Source organism: Embleya australiensis, assembly GCF_051903075.1.
Classification (GTDB): Bacteria; Actinomycetota; Actinomycetes; order Streptomycetales; family Streptomycetaceae; genus Embleya.
The window spans coordinates 2,955,670-2,973,064 of the sequence record NZ_CP182422.1; the positions used below are offsets into that span (position 1 = coordinate 2,955,670).

General features: G+C 70.0%; 17 protein-coding genes. 7 read left to right on the forward strand and 10 right to left on the reverse strand.

Annotation, left to right across the window (positions count from 1 at the left end; all coding sequences use genetic code 11):
• Window positions 1-192 precede the first annotated feature (192 nt).
• Together ACMXN5_RS12435 and ACMXN5_RS12440 are read right to left on the reverse strand one after the other, a co-directional pair.
• A complete protein-coding gene (locus ACMXN5_RS12435; RefSeq protein ID WP_439675314.1) occupies window positions 193-735 on the reverse strand; it encodes a hypothetical protein in 543 nt (180 codons plus the stop codon).
• Window positions 736-1,639: 904 nt separating this feature from the next.
• The gene (locus tag ACMXN5_RS12440; protein WP_439675315.1) at window positions 1,640-2,188 is read right to left on the reverse strand and encodes a hypothetical protein; all 549 of its coding nucleotides are present in this window, start codon (window positions 2,186-2,188) and stop codon (window positions 1,640-1,642) included.
• Window positions 2,189-2,784: 596 nt separating this feature from the next.
• Here ACMXN5_RS12440 and ACMXN5_RS12445 point away from each other — a divergent pair.
• The 3 genes from ACMXN5_RS12445 (at window position 2,785) to ACMXN5_RS12455 (ending at window position 6,772) form a co-directional block, all read left to right on the forward strand.
• Window positions 2,785-4,479, forward strand: a complete 1,695-nt coding sequence (locus ACMXN5_RS12445) for a hypothetical protein (protein WP_439675316.1) — start codon at window positions 2,785-2,787, stop codon at window positions 4,477-4,479.
• A 375-nt stretch (window positions 4,480-4,854) separates the two neighbouring features.
• The gene (locus ACMXN5_RS12450; RefSeq protein ID WP_439675317.1) at window positions 4,855-6,453 is read left to right on the forward strand and encodes a hypothetical protein; all 1,599 of its coding nucleotides are present in this window, start codon (window positions 4,855-4,857) and stop codon (window positions 6,451-6,453) included.
• A 73-nt stretch (window positions 6,454-6,526) separates the two neighbouring features.
• Window positions 6,527-6,772: a hypothetical protein gene (locus ACMXN5_RS12455; RefSeq protein ID WP_439675318.1), complete on the forward strand. Its 246-nt coding sequence runs from the start codon at window positions 6,527-6,529 to the stop codon at window positions 6,770-6,772.
• A 77-nt stretch (window positions 6,773-6,849) separates the two neighbouring features.
• Here the strand turns inward: ACMXN5_RS12455 and gltX are convergent, their stop codons facing one another.
• The 4 genes from gltX to ACMXN5_RS12475 form a co-directional block, all read right to left on the reverse strand.
• On the reverse strand, window positions 6,850-8,217 hold the full coding sequence (gltX, locus tag ACMXN5_RS12460; protein WP_439677994.1) for a glutamate--tRNA ligase: 1,368 nt from the start codon (window positions 8,215-8,217) through the stop codon (window positions 6,850-6,852).
• A 109-nt stretch (window positions 8,218-8,326) separates the two neighbouring features.
• Window positions 8,327-8,794: an ATP-binding protein gene (locus ACMXN5_RS12465; protein ID WP_439675319.1), complete on the reverse strand. Its 468-nt coding sequence runs from the start codon at window positions 8,792-8,794 to the stop codon at window positions 8,327-8,329.
• 86 nt (window positions 8,795-8,880) lie between these two features.
• Window positions 8,881-9,222 carry an STAS domain-containing protein gene (locus tag ACMXN5_RS12470; RefSeq protein ID WP_395799944.1) on the reverse strand — a complete coding sequence of 114 codons (342 nt, stop codon included), beginning with the start codon at window positions 9,220-9,222 and terminating at the stop codon, window positions 8,881-8,883.
• Between the two features lie 213 nt (window positions 9,223-9,435).
• Complete coding sequence (locus tag ACMXN5_RS12475; protein ID WP_380041104.1) at window positions 9,436-10,404, reverse strand: HpcH/HpaI aldolase/citrate lyase family protein; 969 nt, start codon at window positions 10,402-10,404, stop codon at window positions 9,436-9,438.
• Window positions 10,405-10,519: 115 nt separating this feature from the next.
• Here ACMXN5_RS12475 and ACMXN5_RS12480 point away from each other — a divergent pair, with 115 nt between their 5' ends.
• Window positions 10,520-11,095 (forward strand): hypothetical protein, encoded by a 576-nt coding sequence (locus ACMXN5_RS12480; protein WP_439675320.1) that lies wholly within the window; start codon window positions 10,520-10,522, stop codon window positions 11,093-11,095.
• A 51-nt stretch (window positions 11,096-11,146) separates the two neighbouring features.
• On the opposite strand, the gene ACMXN5_RS12485 is transcribed toward ACMXN5_RS12480, so the two are convergent.
• Window positions 11,147-12,103, reverse strand: a complete 957-nt coding sequence (locus tag ACMXN5_RS12485; protein ID WP_439675321.1) for a hypothetical protein — start codon at window positions 12,101-12,103, stop codon at window positions 11,147-11,149.
• A gap of 123 nt (window positions 12,104-12,226) precedes the next feature.
• The gene (locus ACMXN5_RS12490) at window positions 12,227-13,006 is read right to left on the reverse strand and encodes a hypothetical protein (protein ID WP_439675322.1); all 780 of its coding nucleotides are present in this window, start codon (window positions 13,004-13,006) and stop codon (window positions 12,227-12,229) included.
• Between the two features lie 153 nt (window positions 13,007-13,159).
• Here ACMXN5_RS12490 and ACMXN5_RS12495 point away from each other — a divergent pair, with 153 nt between their 5' ends.
• From ACMXN5_RS12495 to ACMXN5_RS12505, 3 genes are all read left to right on the forward strand, one after another.
• Window positions 13,160-14,434, forward strand: coding sequence for a magnesium transporter MgtE N-terminal domain-containing protein (locus tag ACMXN5_RS12495; RefSeq protein WP_379999795.1), 1,275 nt, complete (start codon window positions 13,160-13,162; stop codon window positions 14,432-14,434).
• On the forward strand, window positions 14,424-15,002 hold the full coding sequence (locus ACMXN5_RS12500) for a DUF1003 domain-containing protein (protein ID WP_395799952.1): 579 nt from the start codon (window positions 14,424-14,426) through the stop codon (window positions 15,000-15,002). Before ACMXN5_RS12495 ends, ACMXN5_RS12500 begins: the two co-directional genes overlap by 11 nt.
• A 74-nt stretch (window positions 15,003-15,076) precedes the next feature.
• A complete protein-coding gene (locus ACMXN5_RS12505; protein ID WP_439675323.1) occupies window positions 15,077-15,658 on the forward strand; it encodes a TetR/AcrR family transcriptional regulator in 582 nt (193 codons plus the stop codon).
• Here the strand turns inward: ACMXN5_RS12505 and ACMXN5_RS12510 are convergent.
• Together ACMXN5_RS12510 and ACMXN5_RS12515 are read right to left on the reverse strand one after the other, a co-directional pair.
• Window positions 15,633-16,877 carry a benzoate/H(+) symporter BenE family transporter gene (locus tag ACMXN5_RS12510; protein ID WP_439677995.1) on the reverse strand — a complete coding sequence of 415 codons (1,245 nt, stop codon included), beginning with the start codon at window positions 16,875-16,877 and terminating at the stop codon, window positions 15,633-15,635. The genes ACMXN5_RS12505 and ACMXN5_RS12510 overlap by 26 nt on opposite strands.
• A 24-nt stretch (window positions 16,878-16,901) precedes the next feature.
• On the reverse strand, window positions 16,902-17,378 hold the full coding sequence (locus ACMXN5_RS12515; protein WP_439675324.1) for a macro domain-containing protein: 477 nt from the start codon (window positions 17,376-17,378) through the stop codon (window positions 16,902-16,904).
• Window positions 17,379-17,395: the final 17 nt, after the last annotated feature.

Sequence of the window (17,395 nt, forward strand, 5' to 3'; positions counted from 1 at the left end):
CGGCCCCGGTATCCGATGCGGATACCGGGGCCGACGCATGTGTGGCGGGGGCTGTGCGGCTCGGCGAGGTGCCGTGTCGGCCGCGGCGCGGATACGGGAAACGCCCGTCGCGGCGACCCGAGGGCCGCCGCGACGGGCGCGAGGTGCGTTCGGAGCCGAGGGCTCCGGCTCCCTGGTCGAGAGCCGGTCGGGTCAGAACGTGAAGGCGGTCTGACCCGTGTTCTGGCTGCCCGTGCAACGGATGTCGGCCGGGGGAACACCCGGGAACGACGCCTGGATGCGCACCGAGTAGTTCGTGGCGCTCGGCGTGCCGGACGTGGGGAGCAACGACGCCGAGGTGCCCGACGCGATCCGGGAGGTGGCGGGGAGCGGGCCGAGGGTGATCGGGCTGGGCGTGGGCGGCCCGTTCATCGGCGGGTTGAACGTTCCGGTGAAGGTGATCCCGCCGGTGAACCGGATGGTGGTGGTGAGGGTGTTGGGCGCGATGGTGACGGGCGCCGGGATCGTCGATGTCAGCTTCATCTTCTGCGGGTTGGGCGCACCCGGGTCACTGGACGTGAGGGTGCCCGCACCGCCGCTCGCCCAGGTGGTGCCGCTGTTGATGTCCACACACGTCATGGTGATGGTGCGGCTTTCCGGCGGTAGGGCCCAAGCGGTACCCGAGAGGGCCATCGTGGCCGCGAAGGCACCCGCCGTACAGGCGATGCCGACCGAGGCGATCTTGGAACGTGACATGAAGGTAGTGCTCCTTTCACGGCTTTCCGAACGAAGACACGCCCGCCCGACCACCCGCGGTGGGCAGGGCTTTGGTACCGCCGGCCGGTATCTCGACATCGACAGGTGCAGCGATGCCGCTGTTACCGCAGAAGGATCCGCATTGCTTCGAGTTCGGCTCCCCGGCAAGAGAGAGTGAAGCGGGATGCCGAAAAGAAGTCAATGCCTATTGTCCACCTTTGCATTGCCAAGTGATCATCGACTACCTTCCAACCATATTGACCAAGACCTGTCGCCCATTGCCAATGATCATCAATTACATAATTTTGATCATGGTGACACGCGTCACTATACAGGCTCGATTACTTACTGTGATTCCAATCGTTTGAATGCCCATCGAAAACAAAAAGGGAGCGCCACGCGGATGGCTTCGGCCCTCGGGTCCGCCGCTTTCCGATCATGCAATCGGCGGCTTCCGGAGCGCCTCCGACGAGGCCATCGGCGGGGCGGCTCGCGGCCGGCCCGGCAATCCCGCCCTCCCGGCCGCGGACGTCCGGGCCTCGGGTCCATTCCTCGCGCCGCACCGAGCCACACACGGGCCCGAGGAGCCGCGTTCGCGCCGATCGGGTACTCGCACCACCCCGAACCGGCTTGCCCCGGAGAAGGCGAATACGCGACCCGCCCCTTGCATGCGAATCGCGGTTTATCGAATTTTCCGCCGGTGACACGTGACACCGGATTCAAACGGTCACACTATTTCCGCCCCGGCCCTGTCGCACCGAAAGAGACGGGACCCGGGAAGCTAAAAACACCTGCCCAGGCGGCGCGAACGCCACCCGGGCAGGCTTTGTGCAGCAGCAGACCGTCACACCCGCACCCTCGGCCCGGTCGGGTACTCGCCGGGAGCACCCGACCGGGGAGGCGACTAGAAGCTGAAGTCGCCCGAAGCCGCGTCCTGCTTGCCGGCGCAGTAGATGTCGACCGACGAACCGGAAATGGTGGTGTTGATCTTCATCGACCAGTTGGTGGCGCTGGGCGCCGCGGCCGAGGTGTCCTGCAGACGCACGGTGGTGCCCGCGGCCAGGCGCGCCGTGGCCGGGATCGCCCCGAGGGTGATCGGGTTGCCGACGTTCATCGGCGGGTTGACCGTGCCGACGAAGTCGCGGATGGTGCCCGCGCCCGCGCCGGTCTGGACCGTGCGGATGACGGTGGCCAGCGAGTTCGCCGGGATGGCGATCGGCGCCACCATCGGCGACGCGAGCTTCATCTTCTGCGGGTTGGTGCCGCCCGGGTCGCTCGACGTCAGGGTGCCGGCGCCGCCGGTGACCCAGGTCTTACCAGTGCTGTCCTGGCAGGTCAGCGTCACCCCCCGGGCATCGGGAACCGCGTGCGCCGTACCGGACAGGGCCACGGCCGCCGCGAAGGCGACGGTCACGCAGGCGATACCGGTGGTGGTGATCTTGGAACGGGACATGGTGGAGCTCCTTGTCGTCGATTTCCTGAGACCTGGTGGTGGCGCACGTTCTCCCTGGCCTGCACCGCAGGCGGAAACGGTGGAGCTGCCGGCGGGCATCCCGACATCGACCGCCACAGGGGACGGCCGAGGTGAGCGGGATCCGGGTCGGGGCGCTTCGCCCCACGCTTCGGGGCCCCTCCGGCACAGCCATGAGTGAAACTGCGTAAGCGGAAGAAGTCAATACGGTTTTGTAGATGAATTAACCGGGCAAGAACCAGCATTCGAAGAGCCCGACCCATTGACCCGGTCGACTTTGGAAAGGGTTTCCTTCGATGGTTTATCAAAGTTGATCATGGTGACACGTGACACCAAGATGATCACCATTTGCGCATTGCTTCCTGGGGCTTTGTTCGCTAGATCTTCGGCACCAGCACCACGTCGGAGTTCGCCTTCCCCGTCCCATTCCACGCTTCTCGGTCATCGCTTCCGACGTCCGTACCCGACGGACGAACGTGGCGGTGATCGGCGAATCGGCAGCCATCGGGCACCGCCGGGGCGAGCCGGACCTCCGCACCACGCGTCACTCGGCACTTCCCCACCCGGCTAGGAGAACCGTGTCCCGAATACGAAGAATCGCTTCCCGCAGACTGGTCGCCATCGCGGCGGCCGCGGCGGTCGCCGGCACCGGCGCGCTCGTCGCGATCGCCCCCTCGGCGCAGGCCGACACCGTCGACTACGCGACGCACTGCACCAACCCGTACTCGAACCCGCCGGACGGCAACGTCAAGATCGACCTGGTCGTCACCCCCGCCAAGAGCACGTACCAGGTGGGCGACGTGGTCTCGGTCGAGTGGCAGTGGAAGCTCTACCCGAAGGCACCGCCGTCGATCCCGGTCGTCGGGAAGGTGCCGAAGGACTCGACCTACCCGGTCGGCACGGTGAAGTTGACGGGCGCGCAGACCGGCAACTTCGCCATCCAGGGGCCGCAGATCAACCCCGAGGCGCTGCCCGGCCAGGACCTGATCCTGAGCAACCCGGTCGGCTCCTTCACCCTGACCCAGGCCGGGCAGGTCAGCCTCACTCCCGACATCTACTCGACCTTCACCACGGCGGTCGGGCAGAAGGTCGAGACCAAGTGCTCGCCGGTCAACCCCGTTGCGGTCTCGCGCACCCTCTCCGTGGACGGCCCCTCGACGGGCGCGCCCACCCTGAGCGCGAACCCCGGTGAGTTCAACGCCGGTTCGCAGGTCGCGCTGTCCGGCGCCAACTGGGCCGCGGGCACCCCCTCGGTCGAGCTGTGCGACGCGAACGGCGCGGCGTGCGACGCGACCAAGATCGCGGCGAACAGCCTGGTGGTGGCGAACGGCGCGCTGTCCGGCAAGATCAACACGGTCGCGACCGTGCCGACCGGCAACTACAAGCTGAAGGTCAAGGTCGGCGCCGGCGAGGCGCTCACCCCGGTCAAGATCAACGCGGTCGCCCGGACCATCTCGCTGAGCCCGAACCGCGGTCCGGTGGGCACCGGCGTCACCATCACCGGCAAGAACTTCAACCCGAACATCTACGTCCTGGCCTACGGCCGGGACGCGGCCGGGAACCTGCTCGACGACACGTTGGTCTACGGCCAGTCGGCCGCCGACGGCTCCATCGTGATTCCGGACTTCGTCGCGAGCATGGACTCGATCACCTCGATCATCCTGATGGAGGGCACCGACGAAACCACCCTGGTGAGCGCTCCGTTCACCATCGGCGCGGCCCTGCCGGCCACCCTGTCGGCGTCGCCGGCGTCCACCCACGCGGGTGGCACGGTGGCAGTGTCCGGCAACAACTGGACCCCGAACGGCACGGCCACCGCGTCGCTGTGCGCGGCCGACGGTTCGGCGTGCAGCACCGCCCGGATCAGCTCGGGTCCGCTCACCATCGCCGCCGACGGCGCGCTGGCCGGCAACGTGACGATCGCGGGCAACGTGGGCGAGGGCACCTACAAGCTCAAGCTCAGCGACGGCGGCGGCAATTCGGCGCTGACCGCGATCACCGTGCAGCGCCGCTGGTTGGAGCTGAACAAGACCTCGGGCAGCCCGTGCACGTTCGTCCTGGTCACCGGGCACGGCTACGGCTCGCTCGCGTGGGTCAACGTCAACGGTCTCGCGGGTGACTCCAAGACCAGCGACTGGGCCGGCGCGTGGGCCAACGCCAACGGCGACTTCAGCATCTGGATCCTGATCACCAAGTCGAACACGACCGGGATCGTCGCCTCGGAGACCTTCCACTCCGACCGGCTGGCCACGACCCCGTTCAAGGTGACCTGACCCGACCGGAAGACACCTCGCTCGACGCACCACACGCGGAGGCCGCCGTCCACCCCGGACGGCGGCCTCCGCCGCGTTTCCGGAACCGGAATACACCATTCCCATCCCGCTTCCACGGAAAGTCGATCTTGGTGACACGTGCCAACAGGATTCCCGCGGAACAGTTATTGACTTTGTCAGCGATTACCGGATGAATACGGTGTCGGACCATCTATTGCCGACCACCGCCACGTACCCCGCACATTCCGGACGAGGGTCCGGCCGACCTCGCCCTCGCGGCGACAAACGCCGCAGGTCATTCTCCCCGGATGTCGAAGTTCTGCTCCACAGTGGCGGTAGGCATATTCCATCCCGGCGAGGAGAATAGTGTCCCGAATGCGAAGAATCGCTCCACGCAGAAGCACCGCGCTGATCGGCACGCTGGCGATGGCCGGTACCGCCGGTCTGATCGCACTCGCACCGTCCGCCTCGGCGGCCCCGGTCGACTACCGCGCGCACTGCACCAACCCGTTCCTGGCCGACATCGCCGACGGTGACCTCAAGATGGACATCCAGGTCACCCCCGCGAAGGCGACCTACGCGGTCGGCGACCAGGTCACCGTAACGTGGAAGTGGCTCAAGTACGGCGTGGTGCCGGTCAATACCCCCTTCGGCATCCACGTCGGCGAGAACAAGGCGCTGCCCAAGGGCGAGGTCCTGCTCACCGGCGCGCAGACCGCCTCCGTGCCGGTGGAGGGTCCGCGCATCAACCCCGACGCCGCGCCCGGCGAGGAGTTGAAGCTGTCGGACATGACGACGAGCATCACGCTCACCAAGCCCGGCGCGCTCAACCTCGCCCCCGGCAACTACACGTCGTTCGTGGACGCGGGTCTCGGCAGCGACGTCGCCACCGCGTGCACCCCGGTGACGCCCGTCGCCCCCGGCACCACGATCAACGTCGAGGGCTCCAGCACCGCGGACCCGACCGTCACCGCGACGCCGGGCGAGGTCAGCGCGGGTGGTCAGATCACCATCGCCGGTGACAACTGGCCCGCCGGCACGCTGACTCCGGAGCTGTGCGCCGCCGACGGCTCGGCCTGCGACGCCGCCAAGATCTCCGGCAACACCCTCGCCGTGGGCGCGGGCAACAAGCTGGCCGGCACCGTGACGGTCGGCAACAACGTTGCCGCCGGCGATTACAAGGTGAAGGTCAAGGGCAGCGGCGTCGAGGCGCTGAGCGGCGTGGTCAAGGTCAAGGCGGTCGAGCGCAAGATCTCGCTCAGCGTGGACCACGGCCCGGTCGGCACCACCGTGGTGATCACCGGCTCCGGCTGGACCCCGGGCAACTACGTCCTGGCGTACGGCATGGTCGGCGACGTCCAGGACGACGACGTCAGCGCGTACACCGAGGCCGCCGCGGACGGGACCATCAACATCACCGACCTCGTGGTGAGCAAGGACAACATCACCGCGATCAAGGTGAACGAGGGCTCGGACGACACCGCGGTGATCAAGCCGTTCCGCGTCACCGTTCCCGGCCGCGACCTGAGCCAGACGGTGACCGGCAACGTCGTCGCCGGCGGTCTGACCATCACCCAGGAAGCCGGCGCCATCAAGCTGTCGGACATCACGCTCAACGGCCAGGCGCAGAACATGACCGGCGCGCTGAACACCGTGACCGTGAAGGACTTCCGCGGCGGCAACACCGGGTGGACCCTCACCGGCTCGGTGTCCGACTTCGGCAACGGCAACGGCGGCAAGATCGGCGCCGACAAGTTCACCTGGACCCCGAAGGTGACCACCGGCACCGGCTCGCCGAGCACCGCGGTGCCCGGTAGCGCGGGCCCGATCGGCACCGGCGCCACCCTGGCCTCGGCCCCGGCCGGGGCGAGCACGGGCGGCACCTTCTCCGCCGACGCCGACCTGTCCCTCGCCGTCCCGGCCTACCAGGCCATCGGCACCTACACCAGCACCCTGACCCTCTCGATCAGCTGACCCGCACACCCGAACACCCGGACGGCCCCCACGACTTCGGTCGCGGGGGCCGTCCGCATGTCACCCGCAGACGATGAACGGCGCCTTGAACCCCGTCACCGTAACCGACGTGCGCGCCGGTACGCTCGGCTGGTCGCTGACCGCCGACGTCTCGGACTTCACCTCGCCCGACGGTGGCCGCATTCCGGCCGAACGATTCACCTGGACGCCCTCGGTCCGCACCGAGCCGGGTTCCCCGAGCACCGCCGCTCCGGGCTCCCGCGGCCGGATCGCCGGGGGAGCGACGCTCGCCTCCGCGCCCGCCCTGTCGATCGGCTGACCCACACGCGCCCCGATACGACGGCGGCCCGCACACCGGTGACCGGTGTGCGGGCCGCCGTCGTATCGCCGGAGCCGCTACTGCTCGGCCAGGCGCTTCAGGGCGCGGTCGACGCGGGCCAGGACCCGGTCGCGGCCGAGGACCTGGAGGGATTCGAACAGCGGCAGGCCGATGGTGCGGCCGGTGACGGCGACGCGGACCGGGGCCTGGGACTTGGACAGCTTGAGGCCGTGGGCGGCGCCGGCGGCCTCGACCGCGGCCTTGAGCGCGTCGACGTTCCACTCGGCCCGGGAGAGTTCCTCACGGGCGCTCGTGAGCACGTCGGCCGCGCCCGGCTTCATCGCCTTGGCCCACGCCGCCTCGTCGTCGGCCGGCTCGGCCAGGAACAGGAAGTCGACGTACATCGGCACCTCGTCCAGCACCGTGATCCGGGTCTGCACCAGCGGCGCCACCTCGGCGAACACGGCCGGGTCGTACGCCTCCTTCGCCCACGGCGCCTTCGGCCCGAGCAGCCACGGCTCGCAGGCGCGCACGAAGGCGTCCGCGTCCAGCGCGCGGATGTAGTCCGCGTTGAACGAGGACAACTTCTTCACGTCGAAGAAGGCCGACGACTTGTTCACGTCGCGCAGGTCGAACAGCTGCTCCAGCTCGGCGTACGGCCGGATCTCGATGTCGTCCTTGGGGCCCCACCCGAGCAGGAACAGGTAGTTCACCAGCGCGTCGGGCAGGTAGCCCTCGTCCAGGTAGGACTCGAGCGCCACCTTGTCCCGGCGCTTGGACAACTTCTGCCGCTTCTCGTTCACGATCACCGGCAGGTGCGCCCACTGCGGCGGGGTCGCGCCCAGCGCCTCCCACAGGAGCTGCTGCTTGGCCGCGTTGGACAGGTGCTCCTCGCCGCGGATCACCATGGTGATCTTCTGGTCGACGTCGTCGACCACGTTCGCCAGCAGGAACACCGCCGAGCCGTTGCCCCGGGCGACCACGAAGTCCTCGAGCGAGGCGTTCGGGAACTCGGTGACGCCCCGCACCAGGTCGGCCACCACCGTGACGCCCTCGTCCGGGGTGCGAAAGCGCAGCGCGCGCCCGTCGCCCGCCGCCAGGCCTCGCTCGCGGCAGAAGCCGTCGTAGCCCAGGTGCTTGGAGCCGGTCCGGGCCTCCAGGTCCTCGCGGGTGCAGTCGCAGTAGTACGCGCGGCCCGCCTCGAACAGCCGGACCGCCGACTCGCGGTGCAGCGTCGTGTTCCGCGACTGGAAGTAGGGGCCCTCGAAGGCCGGGTCGGCCGAGCTGATCCCGATCGCCGCGAGCGCGCTCAGGATGCCGTCGGTCCACTCCGGCCGGTTGCGCGCCTCGTCGGTGTCCTCGATCCGCAACACGAACACGCCGCCGGCCTTGTGCGCCACGGCCCAGTTGTACAGCGCGGAACGAGCGCCACCGACGTGGAACATGCCGGTGGGAGAGGGAGCGAAGCGAACACGAACCGAAGAGGCAGACATGTGCTCCAGGGTATCGGCCGCCCGGACCGGCCTAGGCCCGGTACGCCCCCGGCCCGTCGGCTCAGCGCATCGCCTCGGGCACGGGCATGTCCACCCAGACCGTCTTGCCCTGCTCCCGGTGCACGACCACGCCCCAGTCCAGCGTCAGCCGGCGGATGATGTGCAGCCCGTGACCCCCCGGTCGCGTTCCGGAGTGCGGCGACCTCGGCTGCGGCGGCTCCTCGCTGCGGTCGTCCACCTCGATCCGCAGCAGTTCGCTGGTCCGCACGACCCGCAGCTCCACCGGACCACCCGCGTGCAGGCACGCGTTGGTGACCAACTCGACCGCGACGAGCAGCACGTCGTCGGAGGTCAGCAGCACCTGCTCGTCCTCGGAGCCGCTCCATCCGTACGCGTGGAGCGTGTTGCGGATGAACGTCCGAGACCGCGCCACCGCCCCCGCCGCACCCTCGAACGGCAGTCTCCGCACCTGACGAAGCGGTGGGGTGGAGAAACAGGCCTCCCCGTCGCCGGGCGCCTGCGATCGCATGGCGCACATCTATTGGCTCACCTCGCTCACGCTGCTACGCGGTGATAGTTGCCCGCATCCCGCTGGAGGACACCAGAAGTCACGGGCTACTCTCCGACCGCCTCTGCCAGGGTCTCGTGGAAAGTGAACCCCTGTACCGCACCGGTGATCTCGAATACCCGCGCAACGGCCGGTTGAACGCCCACGAGGTGCACCGCTCCGCCCGCGGCCTGCGCACGCAGTCGGGCGGCGAGGAACGCGTTCAACCCGGTCGAATCGCAAAAGTCGAGCTCGGAGCAGTCGATCACCAGACGCACACTGCCCTGATCGACACACTCGAACAGACGGTCCCGCACCGCGGCGGCGCTGTCCACATCGATCTCACCGGCGACCGTGACGATCGAAGAGGTGCCCTGGGTGTGCACGGACACCGTCAAGCCACCCTGCATGCCAGCCTCCTGCTGCCCTTTGCCCGCCGAAGTACTCCGGCCCGGGCACACGATAGACGACCGCCCCGCCCCGGTGGGGGCCGGACGCCGATCCACGCTCGCGCCGACCCGACCCGGAGCCGATCCGGGGGTGTGATCCGGGCCACCGGGCGTGTGGCGAGGGACGGATCCCGATGCCCGGAACCCGCCCCTCGCCGTTGTACCGATCCGGCGTCAGCCCTTCGGCGGCTCGAACTTTTGCGTGCGCCGCATCCCGGCGGCGCGGCCCTTGGCCGAGATCACCAGGGCCATCTTGCGCGAGGCCTCGTCGATCATCTCGTCGCCGAGCATCGCGGCGCCCTTCATCCCGCCCTCGGCGGAGGTGCACCAGTCGTAGGCGTCGAGAATCATCTCGGCGTGGTCGTAGTCGGCCTGGGTGGGCTGGTACAGCTCGTTCGCGGCGTCGATCTGGCCGGGGTGCAGCACCCACTTGCCGTCGAAGCCCAGCGCGGCCGAGCGGCCGGCCACCCGACGAAAGCCCTCGACGTCCTTGATCTGGAGGTAGGGGCCGTCGATCGCCTGGAGGTCGTTGGCCCGCGCGGCCATCAAAATGCGCATCAGGATGTAGTGGTACGCGTCACCCGTGTCGTAGCCCGGCGGCTGCTCGCCGACCACCAGCGACTTCATGTTGATCGACGCCATGAAGTCGGCCGGGCCGAAGATGATCGTCTCCACGCGCGGCGACGCGGCGGCGATCTCGTCCACGTTGACCAGGCCGCGGGCGTTCTCGATCTGCGCCTCGATGCCGATCCGGCCGACCTCGAGGCCGACCGTCTTCTCGATCTGGGTGAGCAGCAGGTCCAGCGCCTTGACCTGGCCCGCGTCCTGCACCTTGGGCAGCATGATCGCGTCGAGGTTGGCTCCCGCGCCCTCGACCACGGTGACCACGTCGCGGTAGGTCCAGTGGGTGGTCCAGTCGTTGACCCGCACGACGCGGATCCGGTCCCCCCAGTCGCCGTTGTTCAGCGCGTCGACGATGGTGTGCCGCGCGCCCTCCTTCGCGAGCGGGGCGCAGGCGTCCTCCAGGTCGAGGAACACCTGGTCGACCGGGAGCCCCTGCGCCTTCTCGATGAAGCGCGGGTTGCTGCCGGGTACGGCCATACAGGAACGGCGGGAACGCAAGCTACGCGATGTGGCGGCCATGTCTCTGGTCCTCCCAGTGCTGCGGATCGTGCGGTCAGGTTACCGACGGGTCACCCGAAAGGGACTATGAGGTGGCGCACGTTCGGGGCCCGCGCGTTGTGGGACGCTGTGGCGCATGACGGACACCGACGGCACGCCCGAAGGCGCCCCGCGCGAAGAAGCGGCACTGCCGGAAGAGGCCGCGCTGCTCGAAGAAGCCGCGCTGCTCGAAGAAGCCGCGAAGAAGTCCGGCCTGCTGTGGCTCACCGTCGCCCCCGCCCCGGCCCGCCCCGTCTGGCACGTGTGGCTCGACGGCGCCTCGTGGCTGGTGACCGCCCGCGAGCCCGGCGCGGTGGAGCAGTTCGTGCCCGGCCTGACCACCGCCGCGACCGTGCTGGTGGACGTGCGCAGCAAGGACAAGGGCGGCCGGCTGCCGGGTTGGACCGCGCGGGTCGCGGTGGTCGCGCCCGGCGATCCGGGCTACGAGCCGGCCGTACTCGCCCTGCACGCCGCCCGGTTGAACGCGCCCGACGGCGAGGAGCAGCCCGCGCGCTGGGCACGGGAGTGCGACCTGGTCCGGCTCACCCCCACCGGGTCCGCCCGGGCGCTGCCCCACGACGCCGGCCGCGCGGTGCCGATCGGCTCACCCGCGGTGACCCGGGGCGCGTCCCCGCTCAACTGGTCGATCGGCCGGCTCCGCCGGCGCGACTGAGCCCGCGCCGACGCGTCGGGCGCCACTCGGGAAAGACGCGTCGAGCGCGACTCAAGGGAACAGCACCGGGTCGCTCCTCAGCCCCGTCGGCACCGGCGGCTTGGGCGTGCGCCCGATGTCGGGTCGGCGGCTGGTGCCCGACGAGCCCGTGGCGGGCGCGCCGGTCGAGGGACGCCCGGTGGAGCCGCCGGGGCCGGTGGAGCCGTTTCCGCCGCTCGTCGACCGCCCCGGCGTGGTCAGGTCCTTGTCCACCACTTCCTTGGGGTCCGGCGCGTGCAGGTCGACCCGCTCGCCGTAGGCGAGGAAGTCGAACGCGCCGGCCTGGCGCGCGTCGGCGGCGGACTCCATGCGCAGCAGATACGGAGCGCCCTCGGTGGCCACCCAGATGACGCCGCCCGCGCCCGGCGTGCGGTTCTCCAGGGCGATCGCCCGATGTCCGTTGACCTGCTTGACCGCGCCCTTCTCCAGCTTGCCCGGCTTGCCCATGAGCTTGTTGGTCAGCCGCTCGACGTAGGTGTTCTCGACGATGCCGCTGTACTTCTTGTCGCCGGAGGGCACCTGGACGAACTTGTCGTGGTTGCCCACCTCGGAGGTGGCGCCCTCGACCTTGGACCAGAACTTCGCGTCGCCCCGGAACCAGACCTGGTTCTGCACCCGGGTGATGTACGCGGTCGTGTTGTCCTCGACGATCTGGCCCGCGCTGCCGGTGCTGGTGAAGAGCATGTCCACGCTGAACGGCTTGGCCGGCTTGCCCGCCGTGCCCGGGACGGCCAACTCCCCCTTCACGTGTACCGACTTGGCGGCGGCCGTCGCGGCCTGGGCCCGCTGCAGGATCGCCGCCGGGTCGAGCCCGTCCACCTGGTTGCCCAGCGGCGCGCCCGCCGTCGGCTCGTCCACCGGCGCCTGCCACGAGCGGTGCGCGGGCCGTCCCGGACTGCACCCGGCGACCAGCACCGTGACCGATACCGCCGCCGTCGCCACCACGAAGCCGCGTCGCACGTGATCCATCGCCTGGTTCCCTCGTCGTTCGATGTCTCGTAGGTTTCGCCGACCGCCTCGACGCACGCCCGCGTCGTCGTGCTCCCGCGTCGTGCTCCCGGAAACGGTATCCCGGAGCCCGCGCGGCCGGGCTCAGTCGGTGCCCGGCACCGGGCCGCCGGGCTTTTCCGTGGGCTTGCCGGTCGACTTGCCCGACGGGTCCCTGCCGTCGGTCAGCGTGCCGTAGTCCAGCACCTCGTCGGCATGGGGCAGCACCAACGGGAAGTCCTGGTCGTACTCGAACAGTTCGAGCGCTCCGCCGCTCGGCGACGGAATGTACTTGAGCGGGTACGGCGTCCCGGTCAGCGCCACCCGCAACTCGCCGCCGCGCCCGCGGTCGGCCACCACCTTGAGCGTTTCGACGCCCCGCACCTTTTCCCGGCCGTCCTTCTTGAGTTTGCCGTTGAGCCGGATCAGATCGGTGATCATGTCCTGCATCCGGGTGAAGCCGGACAGTCGCGCGTAACTGGGGTCGGAGGCGGGCACCTTGACGAACTTGTCCCGCAACGCCTGCGCCGACTGCTCGACGTCCGCCCCGCCGCGCCCGTCCCGGCCCTGGTACAGCCGGGCGTCGCCGCGGACGTACAGATCCTGGCCGACGCGCAGCAGTTCGATGGTGCTGTCGGCGGTGACCACGGTGCCCACCCCGCCGTCGCGCTTGAGTCGCAGGTCGATCCTGAACTGCTGGGTCTGGATCTTCCACACCCCCTGCACGTGCACCGCACCGGTCCCGGCCGCCGCCGCCTTGGCCTTGCCGGTGATGGCGTCCGCGGACTCCGAACCGAGCCCGGTCTCCGCCTTCGAACACGCCGTGCCGGCGAGGACGCAGGCGGTCAGGAGGGCGATCGTGGTCTTCGTCTGAGGCAGGCGCACGGGCGGCACTGTACTGAGCCGGGCGCGAGGTGTCGTGATCATGCCCACCTTCACCGGTAGCCTGACCGACTGGGATGCCCCCGGCACGAGCGGGCACACACATCGGCGGCGCGGCACATCGGCGGCGGACATCGGCAACGGAGGGACCACGGCATGGGTGCGTCATCCGGGCGGGTGTTCATCTCGCACCTAGCGGGCGTGGCCGTGTTCGATCCCAACGGCGACCACGTCGGCCGGCTGCGCGACGTCGTCGTCATGCTGCGCACCGCCCAACTGCCCCCGCGGGTGCTCGGCCTGGTCGTCGAGGTGGCCACCAGGCGCCGGATCTTCGTCCCGATGACCCGGGTGACCAGCGTGGAGACCGGTGAGGTGATCACCACCGGGCTGGTCAACATGCGCCGTTTCGAGCAGAGACCGAGCGAGACGCTGGTGCTCGCCGAGATGCTGGACCGGCGGGTGACGCTGGCCGAGAACGACGAGTCGGTCACCGTCCTCGACGTGGCGATGGCGCTCGGGCGCGGGCGCGACTGGCTGATCTCCAAGCTCTTCGTGCAAAAGGGCGGCACCTCGGCGCTGCGCCGCAGGCGCGGCGAGACGATCACCGTCGACTGGAACGCGGTGGTCGGCTTCGAACGCCCCGAGGACCAGCAGGGCGCGGCCAACCTGCTCGCCACGTTCGAGCAGTTGCGCCCCGCCGACCTGGCCAACGTGCTGCACAACCTGTCCGCCAAGCGCCGTGCCGAGGTGGCCGCGGCGCTGGACGACGACCGGCTCGCCGATGTGCTGGAGGAGTTGCCCGAGGACGACCAGGTGGAGATCCTGGGCCAGCTCCAGGAGGAGCGCGCGGCCGACGTGCTGGAGGCGATGGACCCCGACGACGCGGCCGACCTGATTTCCGAGCTGCCCGAGGACACCGCGGAGCGCCTGCTGGGTCTGATGGAGCCGGAGGAGGCGGAGGACGTGCGCCGGCTGCTGACCTACGTCGAGGACACCGCCGGCGGCATGATGACCACCGAGCCGATCGTGCTGGAGCCGGGCGCCACCATCGCCGAGGCGCTGGCGCAGGTGCGCAACGCCGACCTGTCGCCGGCGCTGGCCAGTCAGGTCTACGTGTGCCGGCCGCCGACCGAGACGCCGACCGGCAAGTATCTGGGCACGGTGCACTTCCAGCGGCTGCTGCGCGATCCGCCGTTCACCCTGGTCGGCGCGGTCCTGGACACCGACCTGATGCCGCTGCGGCCGGACACCCCGCTCGCCGAGGTGACCAGCTTCCTGGCCGCCTACAACATGGTCGCCGCGCCCGTGGTGGACGAGGACGACCACCTGCTCGGCGCGGTCACCGTCGACGACGTGCTCGACCACCTGCTGCCCGAGGACTGGCGCGAGGGCGCGATACACGGAGACGGGGGTGTCCGCCGTGGCACGTGAGAGCACGAGCGCCGACAAGCGGCGTCGTCCGCGCCTGGATCAACCGCGCCATCCGCGGCGGCGTCCGCTGCTGCCCGCGTACGACCCGGAGGCCTTCGGCCGGTTCTCCGAGCGGATCGCCCGCTTCCTGGGCACCGGCCGGTTCCTGGTCTACATGACCGCCACGGTGATCGTCTGGATCGGCTGGAACATCTTCGTGCCGCCGGCGCTGCGCTTCGACGAGTATCCGTTCATCTTCCTGACCCTGGCGCTGTCCCTCCAGGCGTCGTACGCGGCGCCGCTGATCCTGCTCGCGCAAAATCGCCAGGACGACCGGGACCGGGTCAACCTGGAGCAGGACCGGGCCCGCAACGAGCGCAACATCGCCGACACCGAGTATCTGACTCGCGAGGTCGCGGCCCTGCGGATCGCCCTCGGCGAGGTGGCCACGCGCGACTTCCTGCGCTCGGAACTGCAGTCCATGCTCAAGGAGTTGGACGAGCGTCGGGAGACGGACGGCTGGCTGATGGGCCGCGAGGTCACCGACGCGCACCTGGGTCGGGCGGGCCGCCCGCCGGAGTCCGAGTAGCCTCCGGCCGACTTATACAAGTGTATGAGTCAATCGTATAAGACATCCGTCTAGAACAGCGCTACCATCGGGTCATGGGACATCGCGAAGACCTGCTGGCCGGAGCCAAACGCTGCCTGTACGAAAAGGGCTACATGCGCACCACCGCGCGCGACATCGTCGCCGCGTCGGGGACCAACCTGGGCTCGATCGGCTACCACTACGGATCCAAGGACGCGCTGATGCAGCAGGCGCTCCTGGAGTCGATCGAGGGGTGGGGCGAGGAGTTGTCCGGCGCGCTGGCCGAGGCGGTCGGCACCGAGACCGCGGCGCCGGAGCGGTTCGAGGCGATCTGGGCACGGGTGATCGACCTGATGGAGTCGCACCGGATGATGTGGGCGGCCAACTTCGAGATCCTGGCCTACCTCGACGAGTTGCCGGAGATCCGCAAGGTGCTCGGCGCGGCGCAGGACGAGGGTCGCTCCGGCCTCGCCTCGATCTTCCTGGGCCTGCCCGAGGAGGGCAACGAGCACCTGACCGGCACGGTCGGGGCGCTGTGTCAGGCGCTGCTCGTGGGTGTGGTCGGCCAGTGGATGCTCGACCCGGACAACGCCCCCACCGGGCGCGACCTCGCCGAGGGCATGCGCGTGCTCATGGGCGTGCGGCCGGCCGGCTGAACCACCGCGACGAGAGCGCCACGTGGGCCAGGACCCCCGCGATCAAGCCCCAGAACGCGGACCCGATGCCCCAAATGGTCACCCCCGAGGCGGTGGCCAGGAAGGTGATCAGCGCCGCCTCCCGGTGCTCGTCGTCGGCCATCGCGCCGGTCAGCCCGCTCGCCAGCGCGCCGAACAGCGCGACGCCCGCGACCGCGGCGACCAGTTCCTTGGGCAGGCCCGCGAACACCGCGACCAGGGTCGACCCGAACATCCCGACGACCAGGTAGAACACGCCACACGCGACCCCCGCGACATAACGCCTGCGGGGGTCGCGGTGCGCCTCGGGCCCGGTACAGATCGCCGCGGTGATCGCGGCCAGGTTGATCGCGTGCGACCCGAACGGCGCGAGCAGCGTGGACACCGCGCCGGTGGAGCCGATCAGCACCCGGTCGTCGGGCCGGTAGCCGGAGGCCGCCAGCACTCCCATCCCGGGCGCGTTCTGCGAGGCGAGCGTGGCCACCAGGAGCGGCACGGTGATCCCGATCAGCGCCGGTACGGACAGGTGCGGCGTGGTCCACACCGGCCGGGCGATCTCGAACGAGTCCACGTGCACGTGCAGCCGCGAACCGGCCGCCGCGCAGCCCACCCCGACCACGAGCGCGACCAGCACCGCGTAGCGCGGCACGAAGCGTTTGGCCACCAGGTAGCCGAGCAGGACCCCGCCGCCGATCCACGGCGCGGCGCGCACCGAGGTGAACACCCCGGTGCCGAACGAGAACAGGACCCCGGCGAGCATCGCGGACACCACCGCGCTCGGCACCTTGCGCATCAGGCGGCCGAACACGCCGGTCACCCCGATCACGGTGATCAGCACGCCGGTGGCCACGAACGCGCCGATCGCCTCGGGGTACGCGTACGAGCCCAGGCTGGTCACCAGGAGCGCGGCCCCCGGGGTGGACCACGCGGTGACGATCGGCATCCGGGTGTACAGGCTCAGGCCCAGGCAGGTCAGCCCGCTGCCGATGGACAGCGCCCACACCCACGAGCCGGTCTGCGCCGGGCTCAGCCCCGCGCCGGCCGCGGCGGACAGCACGATCACCAGCGGCCCCGAGTAGGAGACCAGCACCGCGATCAGGCCGGCGAGCACCGCCGAGAGCGAGGCGTCGCGCCACAGGTGGGGCCGGCGCGTCTGCGCCGCGGCCCCGGCGCCCGCGTCGGTGTCCGTCGTGGTTCGGATGGTCACCGCGCGCCCGCCTCGTGGTCAGTCGTGGTCGTAGACGGTGACCGGGACACCGCGCCCGCTCAACCGTTCGAGGATGAGCGGCTCCACCCTGCCCCACGTACCCCCGGCCAGACCACAGCCAATTCGCGGCATGTGGACCGACGCGCCGAGTTCGAGCACCCGCTCGCCGAGGGTGCCCAGGGCCCGGTCGATCGCGTCGTAGCGCACGGGCGGGCCCTTGCTGCCGGTACGGGTGCCGTGCTGGCCGATCAGGTTGGCCACCCACAGGTAGGTGTCCACCCGGACCAGCCGCACCGCGCCGAGCCCGAAGTCGTTGTCCGCCCGCTCGCGGTACCACCGCCGGTAGTCGGCCTCCGGCTCCGGCCACCGCTTGGACAGCGCGAGCACGAAGCCCTTGCCCCAGCCGCCCCGGTCGTTGCACACGTGCGCGATCACCTTGACGCCCTTGCCCAGCGGCGTGGTGGCATCTCCCCGGACGTACCCGATCGTCTCCACCCCCGGCACGGTAGCCG

Coding starts and splice junctions, on each gene's coding strand:
- ACMXN5_RS12435 (WP_439675314.1), bottom strand. CDS start 735: ATGTCACGTTCCAAGATCGCCTCGGTCGGCATCGCCTGTACGGCGGGT.
- ACMXN5_RS12440 (WP_439675315.1), bottom strand. CDS start 2,188: ATGTCCCGTTCCAAGATCACCACCACCGGTATCGCCTGCGTGACCGTC.
- ACMXN5_RS12450 (WP_439675317.1), top strand. CDS start 4,855: ATGCGAAGAATCGCTCCACGCAGAAGCACCGCGCTGATCGGCACGCTG.
- ACMXN5_RS12455 (WP_439675318.1), top strand. CDS start 6,527: ATGAACGGCGCCTTGAACCCCGTCACCGTAACCGACGTGCGCGCCGGT.
- gltX (WP_439677994.1), bottom strand. CDS start 8,217: ATGTTCCACGTCGGTGGCGCTCGTTCCGCGCTGTACAACTGGGCCGTG.
- ACMXN5_RS12465 (WP_439675319.1), bottom strand. CDS start 8,794: ATGCGATCGCAGGCGCCCGGCGACGGGGAGGCCTGTTTCTCCACCCCA.
- ACMXN5_RS12470 (WP_395799944.1), bottom strand. CDS start 9,222: ATGCAGGGTGGCTTGACGGTGTCCGTGCACACCCAGGGCACCTCTTCG.
- ACMXN5_RS12475 (WP_380041104.1), bottom strand. CDS start 10,404: ATGGCCGCCACATCGCGTAGCTTGCGTTCCCGCCGTTCCTGTATGGCC.
- ACMXN5_RS12480 (WP_439675320.1), top strand. CDS start 10,520: ATGACGGACACCGACGGCACGCCCGAAGGCGCCCCGCGCGAAGAAGCG.
- ACMXN5_RS12485 (WP_439675321.1), bottom strand. CDS start 12,103: ATGGATCACGTGCGACGCGGCTTCGTGGTGGCGACGGCGGCGGTATCG.
- ACMXN5_RS12495 (WP_379999795.1), top strand. CDS start 13,160: ATGGGTGCGTCATCCGGGCGGGTGTTCATCTCGCACCTAGCGGGCGTG.
- ACMXN5_RS12505 (WP_439675323.1), top strand. CDS start 15,077: ATGGGACATCGCGAAGACCTGCTGGCCGGAGCCAAACGCTGCCTGTAC.